This is a genomic window from Pseudoalteromonas sp. GutCa3 (assembly GCF_002836155.1).
GTDB classification, from domain to species: domain Bacteria; phylum Pseudomonadota; class Gammaproteobacteria; order Enterobacterales; family Alteromonadaceae; genus Pseudoalteromonas; species Pseudoalteromonas arctica.
On record NZ_PJBK01000034.1, the window covers coordinates 1 to 25,985 of the forward strand.

Annotated in this window: 27 protein-coding genes; 2 read left to right on the forward strand and 25 right to left on the reverse strand. The window is 40.0% G+C overall.

Features of this window, described 5'->3' with window-relative positions:
* Positions 1–36 precede the first annotated feature (36 nt).
* From CXF64_RS07105 to ccmA, 10 genes are read right to left on the reverse strand one after another with little or no spacing between them, the layout of a single operon-like run.
* Positions 37–768 (reverse strand): MlaA family lipoprotein, encoded by a 732-nt coding sequence (locus tag CXF64_RS07105; RefSeq protein WP_007585858.1) that lies wholly within the window; start codon positions 766–768, stop codon positions 37–39.
* Between the two features lie 9 nt (positions 769–777).
* Positions 778–2,031: a c-type cytochrome biogenesis protein CcmI gene (ccmI, locus tag CXF64_RS07110; protein ID WP_101216683.1), complete on the reverse strand. Its 1,254-nt coding sequence runs from the start codon at positions 2,029–2,031 to the stop codon at positions 778–780.
* Positions 2,032–2,493: a cytochrome c-type biogenesis protein gene (locus CXF64_RS07115; RefSeq protein ID WP_007585854.1), complete on the reverse strand. Its 462-nt coding sequence runs from the start codon at positions 2,491–2,493 to the stop codon at positions 2,032–2,034.
* Entirely contained in the window at positions 2,493–3,062 is a 570-nt protein-coding gene (locus tag CXF64_RS07120; RefSeq protein ID WP_007585852.1) for a redoxin family protein, read from the reverse strand. Before CXF64_RS07120 ends, CXF64_RS07115 begins: the two co-directional genes overlap by 1 nt.
* Positions 3,059–5,029 (reverse strand): heme lyase CcmF/NrfE family subunit, encoded by a 1,971-nt coding sequence (locus CXF64_RS07125; protein WP_024589932.1) that lies wholly within the window; start codon positions 5,027–5,029, stop codon positions 3,059–3,061. The genes CXF64_RS07120 and CXF64_RS07125 overlap by 4 nt, the downstream gene beginning before the upstream one ends.
* Before the next feature lie 2 nt (positions 5,030–5,031).
* A complete protein-coding gene (gene ccmE / locus CXF64_RS07130; protein ID WP_007585848.1) occupies positions 5,032–5,511 on the reverse strand; it encodes a cytochrome c maturation protein CcmE in 480 nt (159 codons plus the stop codon).
* Positions 5,508–5,711 (reverse strand): heme exporter protein CcmD, encoded by a 204-nt coding sequence (gene ccmD, locus CXF64_RS07135; protein ID WP_007585846.1) that lies wholly within the window; start codon positions 5,709–5,711, stop codon positions 5,508–5,510. Before ccmD ends, ccmE begins: the two co-directional genes overlap by 4 nt.
* Before the next feature lie 2 nt (positions 5,712–5,713).
* Positions 5,714–6,451, reverse strand: coding sequence for a heme ABC transporter permease (locus CXF64_RS07140; protein WP_007585844.1), 738 nt, complete (start codon positions 6,449–6,451; stop codon positions 5,714–5,716).
* Complete coding sequence (gene ccmB / locus CXF64_RS07145) at positions 6,451–7,137, reverse strand: heme exporter protein CcmB (protein ID WP_002959286.1); 687 nt, start codon at positions 7,135–7,137, stop codon at positions 6,451–6,453. The genes CXF64_RS07140 and ccmB overlap by 1 nt, the downstream gene beginning before the upstream one ends.
* Complete coding sequence (gene ccmA / locus CXF64_RS07150) at positions 7,137–7,757, reverse strand: cytochrome c biogenesis heme-transporting ATPase CcmA (RefSeq protein ID WP_096058052.1); 621 nt, start codon at positions 7,755–7,757, stop codon at positions 7,137–7,139. The genes ccmB and ccmA overlap by 1 nt, the downstream gene beginning before the upstream one ends.
* A gap of 113 nt (positions 7,758–7,870) precedes the next feature.
* On the opposite strand from ccmA, the gene fliK reads away from it, so the two are divergent.
* Entirely contained in the window at positions 7,871–10,324 is a 2,454-nt protein-coding gene (gene fliK / locus CXF64_RS07155) for a flagellar hook-length control protein FliK (RefSeq protein WP_101216684.1), read from the forward strand.
* Between the two features lie 2 nt (positions 10,325–10,326).
* Positions 10,327–10,635 (forward strand): EscU/YscU/HrcU family type III secretion system export apparatus switch protein, encoded by a 309-nt coding sequence (locus tag CXF64_RS07160; RefSeq protein WP_024589934.1) that lies wholly within the window; start codon positions 10,327–10,329, stop codon positions 10,633–10,635.
* A 31-nt stretch (positions 10,636–10,666) separates the two neighbouring features.
* Here CXF64_RS07160 and CXF64_RS07165 read toward each other — a convergent pair whose 3' ends face one another.
* The 15 genes from CXF64_RS07165 to flhB form a co-directional block, all read right to left on the reverse strand.
* Positions 10,667–11,068: a DUF2802 domain-containing protein gene (locus CXF64_RS07165; protein ID WP_007585829.1), complete on the reverse strand. Its 402-nt coding sequence runs from the start codon at positions 11,066–11,068 to the stop codon at positions 10,667–10,669.
* Positions 11,069–11,085: 17 nt separating this feature from the next.
* Positions 11,086–11,583: a chemotaxis protein CheW gene (locus CXF64_RS07170; protein ID WP_002959294.1), complete on the reverse strand. Its 498-nt coding sequence runs from the start codon at positions 11,581–11,583 to the stop codon at positions 11,086–11,088.
* A gap of 24 nt (positions 11,584–11,607) precedes the next feature.
* Positions 11,608–12,402: a chemotaxis protein CheW gene (locus CXF64_RS07175; protein WP_101216685.1), complete on the reverse strand. Its 795-nt coding sequence runs from the start codon at positions 12,400–12,402 to the stop codon at positions 11,608–11,610.
* A gap of 3 nt (positions 12,403–12,405) precedes the next feature.
* On the reverse strand, positions 12,406–13,176 hold the full coding sequence (locus tag CXF64_RS07180; RefSeq protein WP_007585827.1) for a ParA family protein: 771 nt from the start codon (positions 13,174–13,176) through the stop codon (positions 12,406–12,408).
* 12 nt (positions 13,177–13,188) lie between these two features.
* On the reverse strand, positions 13,189–14,148 hold the full coding sequence (locus CXF64_RS07185; RefSeq protein WP_007585826.1) for a flagellar motor protein MotB: 960 nt from the start codon (positions 14,146–14,148) through the stop codon (positions 13,189–13,191).
* A 1-nt stretch (position 14,149) separates the two neighbouring features.
* Positions 14,150–14,914, reverse strand: coding sequence for a flagellar motor protein (locus CXF64_RS07190; protein WP_007585825.1), 765 nt, complete (start codon positions 14,912–14,914; stop codon positions 14,150–14,152).
* Complete coding sequence (locus tag CXF64_RS07195) at positions 14,907–16,073, reverse strand: protein-glutamate methylesterase/protein-glutamine glutaminase (RefSeq protein ID WP_101216686.1); 1,167 nt, start codon at positions 16,071–16,073, stop codon at positions 14,907–14,909. Before CXF64_RS07195 ends, CXF64_RS07190 begins: the two co-directional genes overlap by 8 nt.
* A 58-nt stretch (positions 16,074–16,131) precedes the next feature.
* Positions 16,132–18,339 (reverse strand): chemotaxis protein CheA, encoded by a 2,208-nt coding sequence (locus CXF64_RS07200; protein ID WP_101163316.1) that lies wholly within the window; start codon positions 18,337–18,339, stop codon positions 16,132–16,134.
* Positions 18,340–18,354: 15 nt separating this feature from the next.
* Entirely contained in the window at positions 18,355–19,128 is a 774-nt protein-coding gene (locus CXF64_RS07205; RefSeq protein ID WP_007585814.1) for a protein phosphatase CheZ, read from the reverse strand.
* A 17-nt stretch (positions 19,129–19,145) separates the two neighbouring features.
* Positions 19,146–19,529: a chemotaxis response regulator CheY gene (gene cheY, locus CXF64_RS07210; protein WP_008132609.1), complete on the reverse strand. Its 384-nt coding sequence runs from the start codon at positions 19,527–19,529 to the stop codon at positions 19,146–19,148.
* A gap of 40 nt (positions 19,530–19,569) precedes the next feature.
* Positions 19,570–20,280 (reverse strand): RNA polymerase sigma factor FliA, encoded by a 711-nt coding sequence (locus CXF64_RS07215; RefSeq protein WP_007585810.1) that lies wholly within the window; start codon positions 20,278–20,280, stop codon positions 19,570–19,572.
* 26 nt (positions 20,281–20,306) lie between these two features.
* The gene (locus tag CXF64_RS07220) at positions 20,307–21,167 is read right to left on the reverse strand and encodes a MinD/ParA family ATP-binding protein (protein WP_007585809.1); all 861 of its coding nucleotides are present in this window, start codon (positions 21,165–21,167) and stop codon (positions 20,307–20,309) included.
* Positions 21,160–22,641: a flagellar biosynthesis protein FlhF gene (flhF, locus tag CXF64_RS07225; RefSeq protein WP_007585808.1), complete on the reverse strand. Its 1,482-nt coding sequence runs from the start codon at positions 22,639–22,641 to the stop codon at positions 21,160–21,162. The genes CXF64_RS07220 and flhF overlap by 8 nt, the downstream gene beginning before the upstream one ends.
* Before the next feature lie 21 nt (positions 22,642–22,662).
* A complete protein-coding gene (gene flhA, locus CXF64_RS07230) occupies positions 22,663–24,774 on the reverse strand; it encodes a flagellar biosynthesis protein FlhA (RefSeq protein ID WP_101216687.1) in 2,112 nt (703 codons plus the stop codon).
* Between the two features lie 72 nt (positions 24,775–24,846).
* Positions 24,847–25,977, reverse strand: a complete 1,131-nt coding sequence (gene flhB / locus CXF64_RS07235) for a flagellar biosynthesis protein FlhB (protein WP_024608165.1) — start codon at positions 25,975–25,977, stop codon at positions 24,847–24,849.
* Positions 25,978–25,985 lie beyond the last annotated feature (8 nt).

Sequence of the window (25,985 nt, forward strand, 5' to 3'; positions counted from 1 at the left end):
AGCATTTAGCTGGCGTTTTTACGAGTGGCTTTTCAATTATAAACTTTCTAAAAAGTCTTCATCAAAATCAGCTGGCTCTTCTTTTATAGGTGGGTTGCCATCGTACAGCTCATAAATTTGACGCTGGAAGTAAATATCTTTTACAAATAAGTACGGATCAAGTGAATCATTTAATAGCCCTTCTTGTGGGATTAATGATGCACGCGCCTCAACTGCTTTTAAAACAAACACTAGAATAGTTTGTGGAGTCGTTAGCGCAACTTCAGGCAATACAAAGTTGTCGACTACATCACCGGTCAGGTTACGTGCTGTTGTAGGACCCATGCCAGGTAGCATTAAATAAGCGCCATCACCCACGCCCCATACACCTAACGTTTGTCCAAAGTCTTCATCTACAATTTCAAGACCAAGTGAACTGGCAACATCAAAAATACCAAAAATACCAACCGTAGAGTTAACTAAAAAACGCGCTAAGCTCACACTTGCATTACCCGGCTTACCTTGCAAACCCGCATTAATCATATCCACAGGTGCTGTAATATTACCTGTGAAATTAACAATACCGTTTCTTACCGGTACAGGCGTTACTTCAACATAACCTACAGCAACTGGGCGCAATAAATAAGCATCCAGTACATCCATATTAAAGTCGTATAACGGACGATTAATACTTTGCAGCGGATCTCTGTCATCTACTTTGCTTTGTGGTACTTGAGCACACCCGGCTAGTATCAATAAACATAAAAAAGTAAAACTGTGTTTTAACATCTAACGTCCTTAAGGTATTAATGTATCAATTTGAAGTTGGTAGTCACTTACACTTTCACGCTTTAACGACTCTGAATGACCTTCTAGCTCACCAGAACTTGGCATAACCGAGTCATCTATAGAAATACGCGCCGAAATAATAATATTTTCTGCACTAGATAAGTTAAGCCCTGCAACCATTGCACTACTATCACTCAACTCAACTGTAATTGGAAATGAATATTTAGCGAGTTTAACAGCAGCTAATGGCATTGGCGAACCACTTGCTGCTTTTGCAAATATAAACAAGATACCGTCTTTTGGCTGTTTATCTATAAGCTCTTTTGCAATGTCGACTGTAACTGCAATAGCACCCGTTGTAGTAGTAACTGGCATAACAGAGCCTTCCGTTTGCATTTGCTTCTCTATATCAGCGATACGCTCAGAGATCATGCTATAACGAGAATCATTTTTTTCCATACTCGCAAGTAAAACTTCAAATGCAGCTTTGGCTTGAGGCCAATCTTTACGTTCATAAGCGATGAGTGCTAATAACGAAATTGCATCTAAATTGGTAGGCTCAACTTTTAGTACTTTTGAGAGCATACCTGCCGCACGGGTCATATTAGCTTCGCTGCCTTCTAGTAATAAAACTTGGCTATAACTAATAAGTACCTGCATATTATCAGGATTCATACGTAGTGCTTTATCAAATGACTGCTGCGCCATGTCAAATTCATTAAGCGACATAGCAACTCGTCCAAGTAGCATCCAAGCAACTTCATCATCGCCTGAGCGGCTAAGCTTAGTACGAAGCGCCAATGCAAAAGCCTGCAGTTCATTTTGGCTAAGCGGCTCACCTTTTTGCATTACAGCACGCTCACCATAATCAGCTAAATTATCCATGGCATCATGCCAAGCCGAAATTTGCTGCTGACTACCCGTTAAACTATAAAAAACACCTGTTAGAGTAAGAACAAATGCGCCACCAGTTAAAGCAAAAATACGATTATTACCTTTGCTGTTTAGTGATTTTTCTGGTGATAACTCATTCAATAAACGGCGTTTTAATTCAATAATTGATTCTGCATGATTTACGGTATCAATACGCTGATTATCTAAATCGGTTTGTAAATCAACTAAACGCTGCTCATAAATGCTAATTAGCTCAGCGTTGGCGTTATGAGTAATTGTTTGAACGCGCTCTTTTTTTAAAAAAGGCAACATCACAAACCCAAGAGCAACCAGTGTGAGTAAAGCAAAACACGCCCACATTAAAATCATTTAACTTTGCTCCTGACGTTTGTTTTGTTCAATTAGCTTAGCTAACAGCATTTCGTCGTCACTGCTCCACGTTTGTTTTACTGATGCTTTTCGCTGGCGAATAACAATAAAACCAAAGCCGACTATGACAATTAATACAGGTAATACCCAAAGTACTAAAGTCGCTGGTGTAACTGGTGGGTCGTAATGAACAAAATAGCCAAAGCGGTCAATCATGTAATCAATCACTTCATCTTTGCTCTTACCTTCTTTAACCAATACGAGTACTTTATCGCGCAAGTCTTTAGCAACAACAGCGTCAGAGTCCGCAATGTTTTGATTTTGACACTTAGGACAGCGCAGCTCTTTAGTTAGCTCTTCAAACAATATCGCTTGTTTGTTGTTATCAAATTGATAGCGATCTTGCTCTGCAAACGCACTGATGCTTACAAAAAGGCTAAGCGTAAGTAGTAACCATTTCATTATTTAAGCTCCTGCATAATTGGCGCAAATTTAGCTCGCCATACTCGCGGGTTTATATCGCCCGTGTGATGCAACAAAATAGTGCCGTTTTTATCGACTAAAAATGTTTCAGGCGCACCCGAAACACCTAAATCCAACGACAAAGTACGATGTAAATCTAAGATATTAAATTGATATGGGTCACCCGCACGTTGCAGCATATCGCTCACTTCGGTGCGAAGTGATTGCATATCAAACGGGCCATCAAAGTCAGCATCGTAACCTTGTACGTAATAAAGCCCAATAATTTTAACGCCTTGCTCACGTAACTTAGTTAAATAACCAAGTTCAACTAAACATGTTGGGCACCAAGTACCCCATACATTTAGTAAGTAAACTTCGCCTTTTAAAGACTCGTTGGTCCACGGCTTATTGTCTTGCATTAAATCAGGTAGATTAAATGCTGGCATTTCTTGACCTAACCGACCCGTTTGAATTTCACGAGGATTAGCAAAAAGGCCTTGGTATAAAAATACACATACAAAAGCAAATACTAAAAGCGGCGCAATAGCTAAAATTTTACGGTTCATAAAACATTCTCCGATGCAGCTCTACGCGCTGTTTTAGCTGATGTGCGGTAGCGTTTATCAAATAAAATCATAAATCCAGCTAGGGAAATAAGCACACCACCAATCCACATCCAACGAACAAACGGTTTATGATAAATGCGAAGTGACCATGCACCTTGGCTCAACTGCTCACCTAACGCTAAGTATAAATCACGTGTAAAGCCTGCATCTATGGCCGCCTCGGTCATAAACTGCATACCAATATCATACTTACGTTTTTCGGCGTGTAAGCGTGTTACTAGCTCATTGTTTTTAAGCACCGATACAACACCAGCATGACCACTGTAGTTCGGCCCGCGAATAGTTTTAACACCATCAAAACGGTATTCATACTCGTTAAGCTGAACTGTATCGCCTTGCTTCATCGATACGTCACGCTCAACTGAATATGCTGATGTAAGCGTTACACCTGCAATAACAAACGAAATACCAATATGCCCAAGCACCATAGCCCAGTAACTTACACCTAAGCGTTTTAAACCTTCTTTTAAGGTGCCGTGTACAGCAGATTTAGTATAAATGTCGATCCCAGTTGATATTGCAATCCAAACCGCAAGCGTAGTGGCTAGTAGCGTAAGTGGTTTTACTAAATCGTAACTTGAAAACAACCAAGCACAGGTAATCACTACACTGGCTAATACGCCCATTAATATTTTGTTTTGTAAGAAAGCCCATTTATTTTGCTTCCAGCGTAAAAATGGCCCTATCCCCATCAAAATAGCAAACGGCACTAAAATTATTGCAAACATCTTATTAAAAAACGGTTCGCCAATAGAAATACTGCCCAAGCCCATTTCTTTATGAACCATAGGTAATAAAGTACCCAGCAATACGATTAATGTAGCAACTACTAAAAATATATTATTGAGCCATAACGCCACTTCGCGTGATACAAACTTGTATCGACCTTCACTATGTACTTGCGATACACGCAGTGCATATAACGCTAAGCCACCACCTACAACTATGCCTAAAAAGGCGAGTATAAATAAGCCTCTATCAGGGTCTGTTGCAAAAGCATGTACCGATACAATAATACCCGAGCGCACAATAAATGTGCCTAATAAGCTCAATGAAAATGCTGCTATAGCAAGTAATACGGTCCACGATTTAAACACACCGCGTTTTTCAGTTACGCTTAACGAGTGCAGTAATGCGGTCGCAACAAGCCATGGCATTAATGATGCGTTTTCTACTGGATCCCAAAACCACCAGCCACCCCAGCCAAGTTCTGAGTATGCCCACCAGCTACCAATTGTAATACCTAGTGTTAAAAAGCCCCACGCAGTCATTGTCCAAGGACGTGACCATTTAGCCCACGTGTTATCAAGCTTGCCAGTTAATAGCGCAGCAATAGCAAAAGAGAAAGCAACTGATAGCCCTACATAACCCATGTAGAGTAATGGCGGGTGAATAATCATGCCCGGATCTTGAAGCAACGGATTTAAATCACGCCCTTCTACCGGGAAATAAGGAAGTAGGCGCTCAAACGGGCTTGAAAGTAGTAAGGTGTACATCATAAAACCTACACCTAAAAAACCAAGTACGCCCAATACTCGGGCACGTAGCACCCAAGGGAGTGATTTAGAACGCGCAGCAACAACGGCAGTCCAACCAGCTTGCATTACTAACCACAGTAAAATAGCGCCTTCATGGCCGCCCCATGTAGAGGTGATTTTGTAATACCAAGGTAGCGTACTACTTGAATGATATGCCACATACGATACGGTAAAATCATCCGTTACACTGGCGTAAATAAGTGCTGCAAAAGAGATTAAAACAAAAGCGAATTGCCCAATTGCTAAAGAGGGAGCTGCACGCATTAATCGAAGATTACCGGTATGCGCGCCCCAAAGAGGAAAAATACACAGTAAAACGCTTAGCACCATGGCAAGCGTTAAAGAAAAATAACCAATTTCTGGGATCATAGCTAATTACCACTATCTAAGTTGTATTTTGGTTTTTCGTGCTTAATACCTTTAACTGCCTCAGCAACTTCTGCTGGCATATATTCTTCGTCATGCTTTGCAAGCACTTCAAATGCTTCAATAACATTAGGTTCGATTAATACGCCCTGCGCTACAATGCCTTGCCCCTCACGAAACAAGTCTGGCAATATGCCTTGATAACGCACGGTCACTAATGGACCTGTATCAATTAGCTTAAAGCTTACTTGTAAGCTCTGTTCATTACGCTCAACCGTGCCTGGTACAACCATGCCACCAATACGTAGCTTTTGGCCAATGAATGGTTTTTCTTTATTAGGCCCTTTGCCATCAATAAGTTCGCTTGGCGTATAAAAAAGATTAATATTTTCTTGAAGTGCATAAAGCACTAAACCAATTGATCCACCAATACCAAACAGTACGGCAATAATTACCAATAGGCGCTTTTTACGTCTTGGATTCATGAGGCTTGTTCCTGTTTAGCTTTTTTAATTCGCGCTTCACGTATTATTTGTTGCTCAACTGAAGCCATAATACGTTTGGTATCTCTTAAAGAGTTCACTAAAATACCGAGTAAAATAAGAGCGCATGTACCAAAAGAAAGCCAGATATAAAACCCATAGCCTCCCATTGCAATAAAATCAGAAAAAGAGTCAAACTGCATAATTACCCCTTATTTAACAACAAACGCACCCACGGTCGGTGCTTTTCGCGTTGTAAAATTTCATTTTTAAGACGAATTAAAGTCACTGTTCCTACAAAAGCAGCAAAGGCTAAAATATTAACCATAAGTGGCCAAAACATACTTGGGTCTATTGCTTTAGTGTCTAGTTTTGTAATGCTTGCGCCTTGGTGTAGCGTATTCCACCACTCAACTGAGTAATGAATAATAGGTAAATTGATTACGCCCACAATAGCTAAAATAGAAGCCGCACGCCCTGCTGACTTCTTATCTTCAAATGCATGGTAAAGCGAAAGCACGCCAAGATATAAAAATAATAAAATAAGTTCAGACGTTAAACGCGCATCCCATACCCACCAAGCCCCCCACATAGGTTTACCCCATGCAGCGCCAGTAATAAGCGCTATAGCAGTAATACAAGCACCAACAGGCGCTATAGCAATAACGGCAAGTTCGGCATTTCGTAGTTGCCATACAAGCGCAACAACAGCTGCAATAGCCATTGATGAGTAAGCCCCCATAGACAAAATGGCAGAAGGAACATGAATAAAAATGATACGGTAGCTGTCTTTTTGTTGGTAATCGGCAGGTGCAAAACCAAGCCCCCATACCCATCCAACAATCATACTAACTACAGTAACTACGGCAAAATAAGGCAGTAACGTATTGCATAACTGGTATGCACGCTCTGCTTTAGCATAGGGATGTAACCACTTCCACATTAACTTACACTCACTTTTAAAGCTGACGATATGGCAATTGGTGCGCTAATAATAGCAATAAGTAACATTGCACCAAGGATGGCAAGCTGCCCACTATAATCCAGCGACATGGTGCTGGTATCGATAGCCGACGTTGCAAAAATCAAAACAGGAATATACAAAGGCAATACGAGTAAACTCATCAAAATACCCCCTTTTTGTAATCCCACAGTAAGCCCTGCGCCTATTGCGCCAATAAAGCTCAATAGTGGAGTGCCTAATAATAATGTCAAAACAGTCGCTGTTAACGCCGTACTTTCTAGGTTTAACAACAATGCAAATAGCGGCGTCATTAATACAAGCGGCAAACCTGTTACCACCCAGTGAGCAGCCACTTTAGCAAGTACGGTTAACGATAACGGGTAAGACGATGCAATTAACTGCTCCAATGAGCCATCATTAAAATCATCTCTAAACAGCTTATCCAAGCCCAACATGGTAGAGAGTAATGCGGCAACCCAAATAATTCCCGGTGCCATTCTCGCTAGTAAACCAGGCTCAGGCCCGATTGCTAACGGAAATAATGAAATTACAATTAAGAAGAACAAAATAGGATTTACAATTTCAGCGCGCTGGCGAAACGCAAGTTTTACATCTTTGGTAAATACCGCACTAAATAGCAACCAATAAGAATGTTGACGAGTCATTAGTGACGATACTCCAGTGTAACCGTTTGCAAGTTACTAAAATGGGTCGTTAAATCTTGGTGGGTCGTTAACAAAATAGCTCCACCGTTTAGTAAGTGCTCGGTAAATCGCTGCTGTAAAAAGGCAACACCGCTTTTATCAAGCGCGGTAAATGGCTCATCAAGTACCCATAATTTAGCATCACTTAACCAAAGCCTAACCAAAGCTACACGTCTTTGTTGTCCAGCAGATAACATTCTAACCGGTACATCTTCAAGTCCAACAAGGCCAAGTTGCGCTAAAATGGGATACAAGTCAGGCTGGTTTATGTAGCCATTAATTTGTAACCAATGACGAACATTTTCAACTGCACTAAGCTGAGTATTTACACCTGTCTTGTGGCCTATAAAGAGTAGTTCTCTGGCATACTCTTCGTAATACTTAGATATAGGCTGTTCTTGAAATAAAACAGCTCCTTCATCAGGCACAGAAAAGCCTGCGATAATACGCAATAGCGATGTTTTACCAGCCCCATTAGGACCCGCTAATTGCATGATTTGACCGCTATTAAGGCTAAAATTAAGATCCGCAAACAAACAACGATCTTGCTTGATGCAGGTGACGGACTTAATGTGTAACAAGATGACGATTCTCTCTGCCAAAAATTAGGCGTTAGTCTACCATAATGATAGGGTAATACGAATATTGCTTTAAAATCGATTCACTTAAAATAGAGAAAACTTGATTTAAAATAATGAATACGCCAACGCAAATAACATTATCTAATTCATTGGTTATCAATCAATCGACAAATCCTCAAACCAATGAGTTATCGCAATTACCTAATGAGGTACTTGCGGCTAAAAACATTCAATTTTCGAAAGACTCGATTACGCTTGATGTATTTATTGATAAACATTGGCAGACATTAAGACTTGGCACTACAAGCGCACCTCAAAATTTACAAAAAATAGCCAGTGCTAACATACAACTTAGTCCCGATGGCAAACAGCTGAACATCACGCCAAACACTACAACCCTTACTTTAAATCAACCAGTACAATTACAGCGTTTATTAAATTATGTAAGCACGGGCACTGAGGTACAAAGCAAACCAATGGATTTACAAGTGGTTATGTCCCCTACCCCAAAATTAGTAGTTGATAAACTTAACGCCAGTATTGCCATAAATAAAGACGTAGCGCAGTTACTTTTAACCGAGCAGCCTTTAAAAGTAGTTGTTAGCACGACTAACAAAGGCGCACAGCTTAATGTTATTAATCGCTTTGCAGATACAATTCATACGCAACCACTTAGCCAAACTAAACTTACTAAATTACTCGTGGCCTTATTACCTAGTGCGCAACTTCAAGCAACACCTAAACTAGCTATTTTGACTCATCCTCAAAAGTCAGGTTCGTTTACAACGCCTATTACTAATCAACAAGTTAGTGAACTACCCAACACCCCCATTAAGGTAAATTTAATAAATCAGGCTGATAAATTACTTATTAAAACCGATACTAATAATATAAAAGTAACGCTTAATAACTCATTTTCTAAACCGTTTAACGAGTTACTTTTAGCTCAAAAAAGCAGTGTCTCTGAAATACATTTTTCTGCGTCCACTATTAAAGCAAGCCCACTGCTTACACCTGATAGCCCAATAAAGTCGTGGCTACAAAATAGCTTTAGTGATTTAAAAACGCGAATTAATGATGCAGTTAAATATTTTGAAAGTAAGCCCTTTGCAGCAGCAAATAAATCTGAGTTAATGCCGCCGTCTGGATCATCTGCGATACAAAGACCGGGCTTAGTTATGCAATTAACAGTATCACCGTTAAATAGAGTTAACATTACCCAAAATGTAAGTACGGCGTTAAATAGTAATACGAGCAATACTTTACCAGAGCACTTTTCAAGACTTCCGCCACTTGTACAATTAACTCAGCAAATAAAAGGAAGTGTTAGTGTTTGGCAATCACCTTCAAACACAGCAACAATCTACACGCCAATAACAAATAACATTACTCAAAATGAAGTGGCGAGCGCTAAGCCAAGTAGTTTAAACGCGAGTCAATTGAGTGCTCTGAATATTAGTACTAACAGTAAAGTTGATACGTTAATTAAGCCTACAAGTGAAATTGTTACTAAAGGGCAAACAACTTCTTCAGTGCAACCAGTAATAAACGGCAACAATCAAAACAGTGTAAACCCAGCCTCGATTAAAAACATGCTCCCATTAGCAGAGCCGTTATCTAATATTGCCTCTCGTAGTCAAATGCTACAACCAATAGAAGCAAAGCTATTAAGCACATTATTAAAGCTTCCTGATACCACAATCCCTACGGATAGATTAGCTGGTAACAAACAGCTTTTAAGTAGTCAAATTACTGACATTACAAATAGAGCAACAAAAGACACGCCCGATTTAACTCGCTTAATTAACCAAGCATTTAATCGCATGGTCTCAAGTAATAATGTTAACCCTGCGACCATACAGCGTGAAGTATTAGCCACCTTACAACCATCTCAATTAACGGGTGATACACTACAAAGTAGCTTCACTAAAGGACTTGAACAAGTTGCAGTGAGTATTTTAGCAGCCCCTATAATTAGCCAATCAGTAACACCGATAAGCTTTAATAACCAAACTGGCTTAGATGCACTTTTACAAGTACTCATACCTACTTTTAAAACAGGAAACGCGGGAGCAAAAATACTTGAGCAACTGCAGCAAGCTCAAGTTCAAGCATTGGCTAGCGAAATCGTACAAGTTAAAAACACACTTACCCAAGTAAGTGTTTCAACACCAAGTCAACAACCAGACACAAACCCGCTTGCACAATTTTTATTACCAATGAAATTGCCGCCTGAGGCCGCCCAAACAGAAATAACACTGGGGCAATATAAAAAGCCAAGCGCAGATAAATTAGAAGATAAAAATGTATGGTTTGTCAGGTTAAACTTTGATTATGCACAGATTGGGCAGTTACAGATTACCGCTGAGTTAATGGATAAAGCACTCGATTGCCAGCTATTAGCCTCGAGCCAAGAAGTAAGCGCAATTGCTCACCCTCACTTAGATAATTTAAGATCCAAACTAGCTAAGCACGGTTTACAAGTTGGAGAGCTCAACTTAAAGCGAGGCGATGCAAATAATCAGGCATTTTATAAATCTCATGCAATTATTAATATTAAGGTTTAGTAATGAGTGATACACCTATTAATAAGTCAGCCATTGGGCTTTTATACGAAGCTGGCAACACACCCACTGTAAGTGTAAAAGGGTTTGGTGAGTTAGCTGACGAAATAATTGCAGCGGCAAAATTAAAAGGAATTATGATCCACGAAGATGCTGCGCTTGCTAAAACGTTGTCGCATTTAAGCTTAGGGGAAGAAATCCCTAAAGAGCTTTATTATGTAATTGCAGAGCTTATTGCGTTTTCGTATGTATTAAGAGGTCAATTTCCGCCAGGCTGGCAAGACTTTCAAGGTAAGTTAAATATTAAAGCGTGAGATTATTTACACGCTTATAACTAAAAAGGCGCTAAGCGCCTTTTTGTTTATGTAGTGAAAACAGTAATTCGGCTTCTGCTCGCGGTAATTCGCATTCGCGTATCACCTCATCGAGGTCCGCACCTAACTCAACCATTTTTACTGCACGAGAGTAAATTTTAGCATCAGGGTCATCGTATTTCTGCGCAGCTTGTTGCTGTATCAAATCTTGATTTTGTTGCTCAACCTCAAGCACTCGCTTACCAATACTTAAAAGCCCTGTTCTAAGCTCTGAAATTTCACTTCGCAAAATATGAGTTTGCTCTGAGCTATCTTTAAGCTGCTGTAATACAGCATTAATTTCATTCACTTGTTTGTTTTTTAATGCAATTATTAGCGCAAGCGATATAAGACCTACCGCTAACGCTGATATAGCTATACTAAGTAACAGCATAATTTATTTGGTAAAGCTTATATATCGCTTAACTCATCCCATTCATCATCGCTGAGTAACTTGTTTAAATCGACTAAAATCAGTAGCTCATTATCACGATTACAAACGCCTTGAATAAACTTAGCACTTTCTTCAGTACCAACATTTGGTGCACTATCGATTTCAGAGCTGCGTAAATAAACGACTTCAGATACGCTGTCGGCTAAAATGCCGATAACTTGTTCTTCAGCTTCAATAATTAATATACGAGAATTATCGGTTGCATCAGCAGCTAACAAACCAAAACGTGCACGAGTATCAATAACAGTTACAACGTTACCGCGTAAGTTAATAATACCAATAACGTAAGAAGGTGCACCTGGTACAGGGGCTATCTCTGTATAACGAAGTATTTCTTGTACTTGCATTACATTTACGCCGTAGGTTTCTTCCTCTAGCTTAAACGTAACCCACTGTAAAATTTCATCATTATTATCTGCGTTTTTATTTGCTGACAGTAATTTATCTTGATTCATGCTATTACCCCGTAATGGTCATTACTACTGACGGCTATCTAAGCCTTTCTCTAATAATATATTTAAATTATCTACATCTATTAAAGCACACATTTTTTCTTTTATAACACCAGCAAGCCATGGGCGCTTACTTTTATTTGTACGCCATTTTACATCTTCTTTACTCAATGTAATGTTATTTATCAACTTTTCAGCTAATAAGCCCCACTGGCTATCACCTAAGGTAATTAAATACTGATAATCTAAAGACGCCTCTAATTTATCATCATACTTTTCTGGCATTACCCAACGAGCAGTATCAACAACATTAAGCTTTTCTTCTCTGTTGAGCATAACGCCTTTAAACCACTTTGGCTTACCAAATAAATGATTTACTTCACCTAATTGATGTATACCGCCTAATGCTTTTAATGGCACAGCCAATGTTAAACCAGCAACTTCAAAAAATAATGCCTGAAATTCACCATCAAAATAGTCAGATTGGCTAGTGGTTACAATCTGTGGTTCTGGTTCTTCTGTAATCGTACTTATCGGCTCTATTACTTCATCGTCAATGGCTTTATTAACTTTTGCGGCTTCAAATATCGGTTCAACTATTGGCTTAATTTCAGAATTAAGTAAGTCTTGATCAAATATTTTTTCTGCCGCTTTTATCTGTTCTTTTGGTTTTAAATGAATATGTTCTTGCTGCGAGTCGTGTGGCATTTGCTCAAGTAATTTTGCGACTGGCTCAAGGTTATCTACAGGCTCGTCTTCACATAACAAAGCCCCTAGGTATTGTTTCATTACTTTTTCATTAGCAAATAATTGCTTACTCATTCATTAACCTTGTTCAATTAAATATTCTAGCAGTGCTTTATATGCGTATACACCACGCGAACGAGGACAATACTCTACAGGCACTTTTTGCGCAAAGCTTGCATCTCTAAATTTAGTATCTACCGGTATCACACCTGGCCAGACTTTATCACCATATGTACTTTGCAGTGTTTTATATGCTTCTAACGATGCTTTAGTACGTTTATCATACATAGTAGGGATTATAGTATATTGATAATCTTTCGCTTGAGAGGTTTGCATTAATTCCATAGTGCGCATCATTCTATCAAGCCCTTTCAGTGCTAAAAATTCCGTTTGCACTGGCACTAAAATTCGCTCACTTGCTGCAAGCGCATTAACCATTAACACCCCTAAAACTGGGGGGCAATCTAAAATGGCATAATCGTAATGTTCACTGATTTTTGCAAGCGCTTTTTTTAGTATTAATCCCATACCTGTTTTATTACCCATGCTTCTATCAAGCGTGGCTATCGCCATTGTTGCGGGTAAAATATCTAGGTTTTCAAGTGTTGATGGGCATAAAGCTTGAAGTATCTCTTCACTTTGCATGCTCGTGCCACGCGCAAAAATATCATATACACTGACTTCCAAATCTTCTGAGTCAATGCCAAAGTAATAAGTGAGTGATGCATGAGGATCTGTATCAATAAGCAACACACGCTTACCCTGCAAAGCTAAAATACCAGCAAGGCTCACTGCTGTTGTTGTTTTACCAACACCACCTTTTTGATTTGCGACAGTCCAAATCTTCACATTACATCCTAATTACTGTTCATTGCGCGTTGTTATGCGAATACCACCATGAGGCAAACGAATTATTTTTATTGTATCGTCATCTGAAGGAAGCTCAATTTCAGGCTCTTCCGCTACTGGCTTGACGGCTTGTTCATCACCTTTAATGTCTTGTATTGGTGGTAAACCATACTTAGAAAGTGCAATAACAACTTTACGATTTTCTGCTCGCCCTTGTTCTGTATCGTTACTTACAAAAGGTGAATATTGACCATAACCTTCTATCGCCATTCTGGCAGAATTAATACCTAATGCTTCCAGCTCTACTAAAATAGATGTTGCTCTAGCAACCGAGAGTTCCCAATTTGAGCGAAATATTTCATTGCGAATACTTTCATCATCAGTATAGCCACGCACCCTAATATAGTTATCTACTGGAGCAATAATATCTTTAACAATTTTGACGACTTGCTTTGCCCTAGAGTGTGCAACTGAGCTACCACTTGAAAATAACATACCTGAGCTTAGCTCTATAATCAGCCAATCTTGATTAAGCTCTAAACTGGCTTCTCCATCACGAATTTCATCAATAAGCGCTGACTGCAGCTTAGCAAGTAAGCTATCGAGTGGTTTTCCTAAATATTTTTGTTGTATGTTACTTGTATCACTTTGACCGTCGAGTAACTCTGGTCCTTGTTCTTCTTTTAAAATACTTTCACCATAAAGAACTTCTTGTTCAGGCGTCACTCTATCAGTCAATATTCCATTACCATTGACGCCCTCACCTTGCTGGGAGTGCTGGCGGGCAGATTTATCAAAAACGTGTTCAAGGGAGTCTGACAATATTTGAAATTGTTCTTCTTTGTTGATCGCTATCGCATATAGCACCACAAAAAAAGCAAACATAATGGTCATGTAATCGGCATACGATACAAGCCAACGCTCTGTATGTTGACTTTTAGGAGCAGAGTGACGCAGTCGTCGGCGTAGCATGTTATTCGTCCACTAAATTAGGACGCTCTACACGGTAGGCTTCAAGCTTTAATTCTATATTTACTGGGCTTTCGCCAACGCTTATTGCAATCACGCCTTCGGCAAGCATTTCATGGTAAAGCATTTTTTGCTCTACACGCTGTTTTAACTTATTTGCCATAGGTAAAAACAATAAATTAGCTAAACCAACACCATAAATAGTCGCGATAAATGCCGTTGCAACGCCTGCACCAAGCATTTGTGGATCGGTAATAAACGACATTGCCTGTATTAAACCAAGCACAGCACCTAAAATACCAATGGTAGGACTGTAGCCCCCCATCGCTTCATAAACACGTGCGGCTTCAAGCAAGCGATCGCGTTCTAGCAGTAAATCAATTTCAAGCGTGTCACGTAGTTTTTGCTCTGAGCAGCCATCTACAAGCAAGCTTAAACCTTTTGCTGCATATGCATCTGGGTGAGCTAGCGCTTCATTTTCAAGCGCTAAGTAACCTTCTTGACGTGCCTTATGAGACCATCGCTTAACTTGTTCTATTGCATCTTCAATATCATATTGTGGCGCAACAAAAACCCAAGAGCTCATATTTAGCATTTTTTTAAAGGTACTTGCTGATGTTTGCAACATAACAGCACCAAGCGTGCCGCCTAATACAATAATAAGGGCAGGACCATTAAATAAAGCAGAAACAACGCCGCCTTCTAAAGAGTAACCTAGACCTATTGCACCCAGTGCTACAAATAGTCCAAATATTGAGAGTTTATCCACAACCTACCTCTCTCTTTATACGTGCTGCAACATCGCTCAATGCTAAGCTTTCACTCGAAAGCCCCGCATTAGCAATGGCTTGAGGCATTCCATAAACAACACAGCTTTTCTCATCCTGTGCCCAAATAGTTGCCCCCGTTTGCTTTAACATTCTTGCACCGTCACGTCCATCAGCGCCCATGCCTGTTAAAACGATAGCAAGCACATCGCCTTGATACGTTTTTGCTGCACTGGCAAACGTTACATCTACACTCGGTTTATAACTTATTCTCTCGCTATGATCTTCAAACACGCGCAGTGTTCTATTTGCCCCACGCCCTTCTACCATCATCTGCTGTCCGCCAGGCGCTAGATAAGCCGTTCCTGGTTGTAAGCGGTCACCTTGTTGCGCTTCTTTCACTTTTATTTGGCACAGGCCATTTAAACGTGCCGCAAATGCAGGTGTAAAAGCCGCAGGCATATGCTGAATAAGCAAAATAGGATGAGGAAAATTAGCAGGCAATTGAGTTAATATAGTTTGTAGTGCAACAGGGCCACCTGTAGAAGTGCCAATAGCCACAAGCTGGTATTGCTTTCCACTTGCTCGCATTGAGGCAACATTTGAACCTGACGGTATTGTAGGTGCTGCTCTTTGAAAGCTTCTATCGGGTTGTTTTATCGAAGGCGTTAGTGTGTTTGTTCTTTGCGAAAGTGAGCTTGTTATCGGTTTAGTTGATATTACTGGCTTAGGTGGTGTTGCAGATTTAAACGTTCGCGGTAAACGTCTTCGCCCTATATCTTTCACTTTATTTTGCAAAAGCTTTATAGCGTCTTCATTATTGCGAGCGATGTCTTCAAATTTTTTCGGTAAAAAATCCATTGCTCCAGCATCTAGCGCATCAAACGTTGCTGTTGCGCCATCACGTGTTAGTGATGAAAACATTAAGATAGGCGTTGGATTACTCGCCATTATCTCTTTAACTGCGCTAATACCATCAAGCACAGGCATTTCTACATCCATAGTGATCATATCTGGACGTAGCTGAGCTGCTTTTTCAACAGCTTCTCTGCCATTCACAGCAAAGCCTATAACTTGTATGTCGCTATCTTGCTCAAGAATTTCGCTTACCCTGCGGCGAAAAAAGCTTGAATCATCAACAACTAAAACTTTAACGGCCATTTAGCTCTCTTATTAAATTTATGCGTAGGTATATATTAAATATATACCTACTTTATTATTAGCCTGCGTAATGTTTTAACATGTTTGGAACGTCTAAAATCAGTGCAATGCCACCATCTGAAGTAATTGTAGCGCCTGCCATACCTGGGGTACCTTGTAGTAACGCATCAAGTGGTTTAATTACAACTTCTTCTTGGCCAATTAATGAGTCAACAACAAAACCAATTTGCTGCGTACCAATTTGCACAATAACTACATGGCCTTTTGCTTTTCGCTGTGAACGATCTGAGCCTTTAACTAACCAGTGCTCGAGGTAGAATAACGGTATTGCCTTTTTACGCACAATAATTGTTAATTGCCCATCAACCACATTTGTTTTCGTTAAATCTAAGTTGAATATTTCACTAACACCAGCAAGTGGTAACGCAAATGTTTGTGCGCCAACAATTACCATTAAGGTCGGTAATATGGCTAAGGTAAGTGGTACTTTTATCTCTAAAATGGTACCTACGCCTAACTCAGATTGAATACTTACAGAGCCGTTCAATTGGGTGATTTTAGTTTTCACCACATCCATTCCAACACCACGACCTGAAATATCAGATATCTCTTCTTTTGTTGAAAAGCCAGGTGCAAAAATGAGGTTGTATGCTTCAGTGTCAGAAAGTCGACTCGCTTGATCGTGGTCGAGTACGCCTTTACTAATTGCTATTTTTTTCAGTTTCTCAGCATCCATACCAGCGCCATCATCTTTAATGGTCAACAAAATATGGTCGCCTTCCTGAGACGCTGATAAAGTAACATTACCTGTTCTAGGCTTACCGGCAGCCTCACGAACAGCTGGCATTTCAATACCGTGGTCAACTGAGTTTCGAACTAAATGCACAAGCGGATCGGCTAGTGCTTCCACTAAGTTTTTATCTAAATCGGTTTCTTCACCTACAAGTTGTAAGTCAATGTCTTTGTTTAAGCTGCGTGCTAAATCGCGTACTACGCGAGGGAAACGACCAAATACCTTTTTAATTGGTTGCATTCGCGTTTGCATAACCGCGCCTTGAATATCAGCAGTCACTACATCTAAGTTAGAGATTGCTTTACCCATTGCTTCACTGTCTGAATTGGTCGCTAAACTAACCAAACGATTTCGCACAAGTACTAACTCACCAACCATATTCATAATTTGGTCAAGTCGTTTTGTATCTACGCGAACTGTCGTCTCTGCTGCTGGTGGCGCTGATTTTTTAGGCGTTGCTGGCGCTGCTTTAGCAACCGGTTTTTCTACCGGTTTAGAAGCGGGTGCTTTTACAGGTTCTGGTTTTTTTACAGGCACACTCGCTTTTGCAGCTGGTTTAGCTGGGATATTGGGCTGTTTCACAGCTGGAGTGCTTTCTATTGATTTAGGTGCAGTGCCTTTACCATGAAGTTCATCAAGAAGCGCTTCAAATTCATCATCACTAATTTCATCATCTGATGAATTAGCAGTATTTGACGCTGGTTTAGCTGGTTCTACAGGTGCTTTAACTGCACTACTTTGCTCAGGTGCTTTACTCGCAACCTCACCAAAACTGCCAACTCCATGTAACTCGTCTAATAAGCTGTCAAATTCATCATCAGTAATATCACCATTAAAATCACTACTACTTGCTACTGGCTTTTCAACTGCAGGACCTTGTCCTTTACCGTGTAGTTCATCAAGTAAGTTTTCAAATTCATCTTCAGTGATTTCGTTTATTTCAGCATCACTAACCGAAGGAGTTCCGCTAAACATTTCATCAAATGCAAATGGATCTTCCTCATCAGCTATTGGCGTATCAACTACTTCATCAAGAGGTTGTTCAACGTCAGTTTCTGAAGCGACTCCGTTAAGCTCGGCTTCTGTTGGAGGTAGGCCCAAAATGTGGAGGGTTTGAAGTAACTCAGGATCTGCTGGTTCTGGCTTATCCCTATTTTGGATAGTCGCGAACATTTCATTAATGGTGTCGAGCGCTTGTAAAATAACATCCATTAACTCTGAATTGACCGTTCGCACGCCTTGACGTAGTAAATCAAATACGTTTTCAGCGCCGTGGCAAGCATCAACAAGTTCTGTCATAGCTAAAAAGCCTGCACCACCTTTTACAGTGTGAAAGCCTCTAAATATGGCATTTAGTAACTCGGTATCTTCTGGATTATTTTCCAGTTCAACTAACTGTTCAGATAAAAGCTCTAGGATTTCTCCTGCCTCTACAAGAAAGTCTTGTAAAATATCTTCATCGACTTCAAACATGCAGTTACTCTCCTCTTAGAAGCCCAAACTTGATAAAAGATCATCGACTTCATCTTGATCAGATACAACATCATTACGCGATTCTTTATCAATAATAGGGCCTTCAGGACCTGCTAAAGTTTGTGTGGCAACTGGTTCTTTTATTTTTTGTTGTTCTACTTTATTCGCTGTGTTGTCACTGTCATCTTGTTCAGCAAACGCTGTTAAAAGATGAAGTAAGCTTTCTTCTACTTCTCTAACAAGTTCTATAACACGGCGAATAACTTGACCTGTTAAGTCTTGATAGTCTTGAGCCATTAGTACATTTGTCATTAAGCTTTGAAGCTCATCCGTTTTATGATGAGAGTTATTCATAAACTTATCGATACTATGGCAAAGTTGTTTAAACTCACCAAGCTCAATCTCTCGGCTCATTAAACGATCCCATGTCGGTTTGATATGAGATATTTCATCTGCAAGTTGCTGAGCTATAGGTAAACTAGCCTCAACAGCATCCATTGTTTTATTAGCCGCATTTTCTGTCATTTCTATGACATAATTAAGCCGCTTTTTAGCATCTGGAATCGCATCTGTCGTTATGTTAGTTAAGCGAGTATCAAGCTCAAAACTTTTAAGTGCTTCGTGCAGTTGACGAGTCAACTTCCCAACTTCAGCAAATAATTTAGACTGCTCTTGCGAAGCTGTCTCTAAAATCAACTGATTAGCTTTATCTTGCTCATCGTTTTCTAAATAAATGACGAGTTGACGAGCTTGTTCTAACGTTATTTGAGGCGCAGCTGGTGCTGACATAAGCCTCTCCCCCATCATTAGCCTAAGCGTTCAAATACTTTTTCTAATTTAGTTTTTAATGTTCCAGCCGTAAATGGCTTAACAATATAACCATTAACGCCAGCTTGCGCTGCAGCTATTATTTGTTCTTTTTTAGCTTCTGCCGTTACCATCAGTACAGGGATATGTTTTAACTTATCATCTGCACGAATTGCTCTTAAAAGGTCAATACCTTGCATTCCCGGCATATTCCAATCTGTAACCACAAAATCAAATACTTGATTTTGTAACATAGGCAAAGCTGTAGACCCGTCATCAGCTTCTTGAACATTAGTGAAACCTAAGTCACGTAATAGGTTTTTTATAATTCGTCTCATCGTTGAAAAATCATCAACTACAAGAATTTTCATGTTTTTATCCAAAACATCCCCCAGTGAGGTATTAACCTTAGTTTACTTACTACTAGTTTATCCAGTCATTGATTTTAGCTTTAAGCTTAATCATCGCCTGACCATGTATCTGACTTACACGCGATTCGCTTACATCGAGTATATGTCCTATTTCTTTTAAATTCATTTCATCGTTATAGTATAAAGAAAGTACCATTGCATCACGCTCTGGTAATGACTTTATTGCATTTAGCAAAGACTCATTAAACCGATCATTTTTAACATTATTAAAAGGTTTGTCTAGCGCTAAATCTTGGCCTACGGGAGTAATAACATCCTCATCTACACCAAGGTCTTCTATGCCTAATACTTTACTGGTATTAACATCATTTAAAATATGATGGTACTCATTGAGTGAAATTTCAAGTTTTTCAGCAACTTCTGTATCTGTTGGTTCGCGATTCAGACTGCTTTCGAGCCCAGTAATTGCTTCTGCAACTTGTCGGCTTTTACGGTGTACTGAACGAGGAGCCCAATCACCACGGCGCATTTCATCAAGCATAGCCCCGCGAATACGAATACCGGCGAAGGTTTCAAAGCTTGCGCCTTTTGTTGCATCAAAGTTTTTTGAAGCTTCTATTAAACCTATCATTCCTGATTGAATTAAATCATCAAGCTGAACGCTAGGTGGTAATCGAGCAATTAGATGACATGCCACTTTTTTAACAAGTGATGCATGTTTCTCAACAATCACATTTAAGTTTTGTGTTGATTGATATCCCATAGCTCTATTCACCAATGTTGTCATAATTAGCCGTTTACTAGTTTCTCAATGAAAAACTCTAAATGCCCAGATGGTTGATTTGGTATTGGCCATTTAACTGCTTTTGTCGCCAGCGCTTTAAACGCGAGAGCGGCTGGCGAACTTGGAAAGAGCTCAACAATCACCTTTTGGCGACGTGTTGCTTTGCGCATATTTTCGTCATAAGGAACCGTTGCTACTAGCTCCATTGAAACATCTAAAAAGCGATCGGTAACTTTAGATAGTTTTGCAAACAATTCAGTGCCTTCACGCATACTGCGGACCATATTGGCAACAATTTTGAACTTATAAACACCGTGCTCGCGGCTTAATACTTTAATAAGTGCGTAAGCATCGGTTATTGATGTTGGTTCATCGCACACTACAACCATTACATCTTGTGCTGCTCGTGAGAAGCTTAGCACCATGTCTGAAATACCAGCGGCTGTATCTACAATTAAAATATCAAATTCGGTATTCAATTCGCTAAATGCACGAATTAGCCCGGCATGCTCAGATGGCGATAATTCAACCATACTTTGCGAGCCCGATGTAGCGGGTACAATTTTAATACCAGCAGGGCCTTCAACTAAAATCTCGTCAAGCTCACATTCACCTGACAAAACGTGTGATAAATTGCGCTCTACACGTAAACCAAGCATCACATCACAGTTTGCTAAACCTAAGTCAGCATCCAGCACTAATACTCTATTACCTTGTTGCCCTAGTGCAATAGCGGTATTTAGAGAAACATTTGTTTTCCCCACCCCACCTTTACCACCGGTTACAGCGATAACTTTTACGCCGTTGTTATTGTTTTGACTCATTTTGCGCAGGCCGCTTGCTTGATCTAATACTGTGTTAATCATACATCCCTACTGTACTTGGCGCCACTGCTTGGTGCCTTGAATGTTGTGCTTTTGTTCTTTTTAAATATAACTGCTCAGCCTTTTTCACTAGTTTTTCAGCATTTGCAACACGAATATCTTCTGGCACTCGTTGACCGTTAGTAAGATACCCTATTGGAAGGCGATTTTGAATCGCAATACTAATAATCTCACCCAAACTTAATGATTCATCTAACTTAGTGAAAATACAACCACTTAACTGTACTTTTTTAAAGTGACGTACTGTTTCTTGTAATACATTAATTTGTGCCGTCGCGCTTAGTACTAAGTAGCTGCGAATATCCACACGTTGGTTACGCATTAACGTGTTTAACTGCTCAGTTAAACGTAAATCTCGCTGACTCATACCTGCTGTATCAATTAATACTAGACGTTTATTTCGTAAATGATATAAAACTTCAGCTAATTCATTAGCATCTTTAACTTGCTTTACACCACAACCAATAATACGGCCGTAAGTAGCAAGCTGTTCATATGCACCAATTCTGTATGTATCAGTGGTTATTAAGGCCACTTTATCAGCGCCATATTTTTGTGCGCCTAAAGCTGCAAGCTTAGCAACTGTTGTTGTTTTACCAACACCTGTTGGACCCACTAACGCATATACACCACCTTGGCGAAGTATTTCATTATTGGTTGTTTGCATTTGATCTTCGACCATCGTTAACAATGCTTTCCAACCTTGCTTACGAGATACATCATCAGGTACAAAACATGCCATTTGTTGCGCGACTTCTTTATCAATACCCATACCGACTAAGCGGTCAACCATGCAAGCGCGTGTTGGATCGCGACGCGCCATATCTTGCTGCATTAAGCCCGATACTTGATGCTCAAGCAATTGACGAATTGCGTTCATTTCTTCACGCATTGTTGTCATTTCTTCGCTTTCATTATTGGGTGTTTGTTGGCGAGCAGTTACTGGACTATCTAAATCATCAAAGTCGCTGTCTAAATCATCAAAACCTAAGCTATCCGCTTGAGTTTGTGGACGAACTGGCGCTGCATTTTCAGGAGCAAACATATTTTTAGTACGCTGTTCCATAACTGGTTCTTGATAGTTATCGGTAGTATCAATACCTGATTGTGAAAACATTGATGCAAGTTCAGGGGAGCGAGGACGCGGTGATTGGCGCTCTAATAAAGCCTGTAGGCTGTCAGCCACTTTTGCTTGCGGCTCTGGTTTGGCACGCTGAGGCTCTGGTTTTACAAAATTATGCATACTTTGCTGTGGTGCTTGAGCACGCGGCTCTGCAGTACGTTGTGGTTGCGCTGCTACTTTAGGGGCTGCTTTGTCATAATCAACTGCCGCTACAATTTCTACACCGTTAGCCAGCTTCTTATTTGACATAATAACCGCATCAACACCTAATTCATCTTTAACTTCTTTAAGTGCTGTGCGCATATCTTTAGCAAAAAAACGTTTAATTTTCATGATTCAACCCCTGTTAAAATCTTATTGTTGGCCTACAGAGCTAACAATCTTGATCTGTCTTTCGTCTGGTACCTCTTGATAAGACATCACTCTCAATCCTGGAATGGTGTACTTAACAAAACGAGATAACACAGTGCGTAACATTCCTGACGTTAGCAATATAGAAGGTTCACCGGCCATTTCTTGATTTTGATGCGCTTGTGTCAATGACACTTGAAGTCGCTCTGCAAGTCCAGGCTCAATACCGGCACCTTCATCGCCTGCATTTTGTAATGACTGATGCAACATCTGTTCCAACTCAGGTGCCAAGGTTATGACAGGGATTTCTGATGACATACCAACCGCATCTTGAACAATTAACCTACGCAGAGAAATACGCACTGCAGCCGTTAATACATCAGGGTCTTGGCTACGCGGACCATACTCAACAAGGGTTTGAACAATTGAGCGCATATCGCGAATAGCTACACCTTCATTCAATAAATTTTGCAGTACTTTTACAATTGCAGTTAATGGCAACACATCAGGTACTAGTCCTTCTACTAAGCGAGGATGGCTTTTAGCAAGCATATCAAGCAGGTTTTGAACTTCTTCATGCCCTAGTAACAACGCCGCACTGTTAGTTAATAACTGGCTAATATGAGTGGCAACTACCGTGGCTGAATCTACAACGGTATAACCTAGTGATTGCGCTTCATCTTTTTGATCAGGCTTGATCCATACTGCATCAAGGCCAAACGCAGGATCTTTGGTTTCAACCCCTTTAATTGGGCCAAATACTTGCCCTGGGTTAATTGCTAGCTCGTCGCCATGTTTAAGTTCGCTTTCACCGGTTGAAACACCCATTAGCGTTATTCTGTAAGCATTAGGGTCAAGCTCTAAATTATCGCGAATATGAACAGGTGGTACTAAAAAACCAAGCTCTTGAGAAAGCTTTTTACGTACACCTTTAATACGATTAAGTAGCTCACCACCTTGTGATTGGTCCACTAACGGAATTAATCTATAACCTACTTCTAGGCCAATTACGTCAACCTGTTGAACATCATCCCAACCAAGTTCTTTTTGCTCTTGTTTATTGGCAATACCTGTTGCAGCGCTTCCGCCACTGGCGGCCTCTTCGACTTCTGCTGCAGCGGCTTTTAGCTTAGTTTGCTGTGTGTAGTAAGCTAAATAACCCAATAACGCACCTAAACTTAAAAAAGCAAAATGCGGCATACCAGGCACTAAACCCATGATGATCAAAATACCTGAAGCAATAAAGAGTGATTTTTCGTTACCTAGTTGTTTCTTAAATTGGTCACCCATATTGAGCGACTCATTTTGACGTGTTACAACAATCGCGGTACCAATTGAAAGCAGTAAAGAAGGAAGTTGAGCAACTAAGCCATCACCAATGGTAAGTAATGTATATACTTCCATTGCGTTGCCAAAACTCAAATTATGTTGAATCATACCGACAAATAAACCACCAACAATATTGATGATTAATATAACAATACCTGCAATGGCATCGCCTTTTACAAATTTACTCGCACCATCCATTGAGCCGTAAAAATCAGCTTCGCGAGTTACTTCCTCGCGGCGGTCACGCGCTTGCTCAGCACTGATAAAACCAGCGTTTAAATCGGCGTCAATTGCCATTTGTTTACCCGGCATTGCGTCAAGGGTGAAACGTGCAGATACCTCAGAAATACGCCCAGCACCTTTAGTAATTACCACAAAGTTAATAATGATCAGAATTAAAAATACGACCAAACCAACAGCGTAGTTACCACCAATAACTACGGAGCCAAACGCTTCAATTACCTTCCCAGCAGAATCCCCACCGTTATGACCCTCAAGTAATACAACTCGAGTGCTGGCAACATTAAGCGCTAAGCGCATAATCGTAGCGATTAGTAATACAGAGGGGAATATACCAAACTCAACCGGCTTCATCGTGTAAACAGTCACGAGTAAAACCACTAATGCGAGGGCAATATTAAACGAGAAAAGGATATCGAGTAAAAATGGCGGTAACGGTAAGATCACCATTCCCAAGGCAGCAAGCACAAGCAAAGGAGTACCTACCCCTTTGGCATAGTCTTTTTTGTCTCTGTTAAGTTGTTGTAATACCGCTTTAAAACTCATAATTCTACAATTTCAAAAAATTGACACTACGTAGAATTAGCAATAACTATTCCAAGTTACTAAGTTAACGGTTTAATACTTGTAGGCATCGGGGATTGGGAGCTTGTTATTGAGCTTAGTTGGACGTTTACCGCGCCCTTTATTAAAGCGCTTAAGCTGAAATACATACGCTAAAACTTGCGCTACTGCAGTAAATAGCTGATCGGGTATTTGCTCTCCTACTTCAGCCGTATGATAAAGCGCTCGGGTCAACATAGGGGATTCTAAAATAGGTACTTCATTCCCTATTGCTACTTTTCTAATTTGCATCGCCATTTCATCGATACCCTTAGCAAGCACTATTGGCGCTCCTGCGCGCTCTGTATCGTATTTTAATGCTACTGAGTAGTGAGTTGGGTTTGTAACAATAACATCAGCGTCAGGGACATCTTGCATCATACGGTTTTGCGACATTTGCCTTTGAGTTTGCCTAATACGCGCTTTTATTTGTGGGTCACCTTCAGAGTTTTTATACTCATCTTTAATCTCTTGCATTGTCATTTTAAGTTGTTTGTTATGGTTATAACTTTGAAATGGTGCATCAATAGCCGCAATAATAATTAAAGTGCACGAAAGACCTAAAAACATCCAGCCTAAAATCTCTAAGGCATGGATAATATTACCTGGTGCACTTTCTAAACTTAAATGCAGTATTTCATCAAAATAGGTATTAATTAAAAATATAGCAAAACTTGCAACCAAACCAAATTTTAAAAGTGACTTTATAAGCTCAATAGCCGCTTGCGGGCCAAACATACGTTTAAAGCCTTTCATTGGCGACATTTTACTTGCTTTAGGTGCAGCGGCTTCCCAGCTAAAATTAAAACCACCTAGTAACGTATTACCAATAAATGCAGCCAAAACTATAATTAATACAAACATAGCCATAGGAAACATTAAAGCGTCTGCAACCTCTCCCCATACGGCAAACATTTTAGTAGTATCAAAGGCTTCGTTACGATTTAAGCTAAGGGTTCGGCCCATTACATTGTATAAACCTTTACCAATTTCTGGCCCATACATCAAAAGTGATATAGCCGAAAAAATAAGTACAAACATGGTACCTAGCTCTTTTGAGCGCGCTATTTGGCCTTTCTTTTTAGATTCTTCAAGCTTTTTTGATGTGGGTTCTTCTGTTTTTTCTTGTCCTGAGTCTTCAGACATGACTTTCT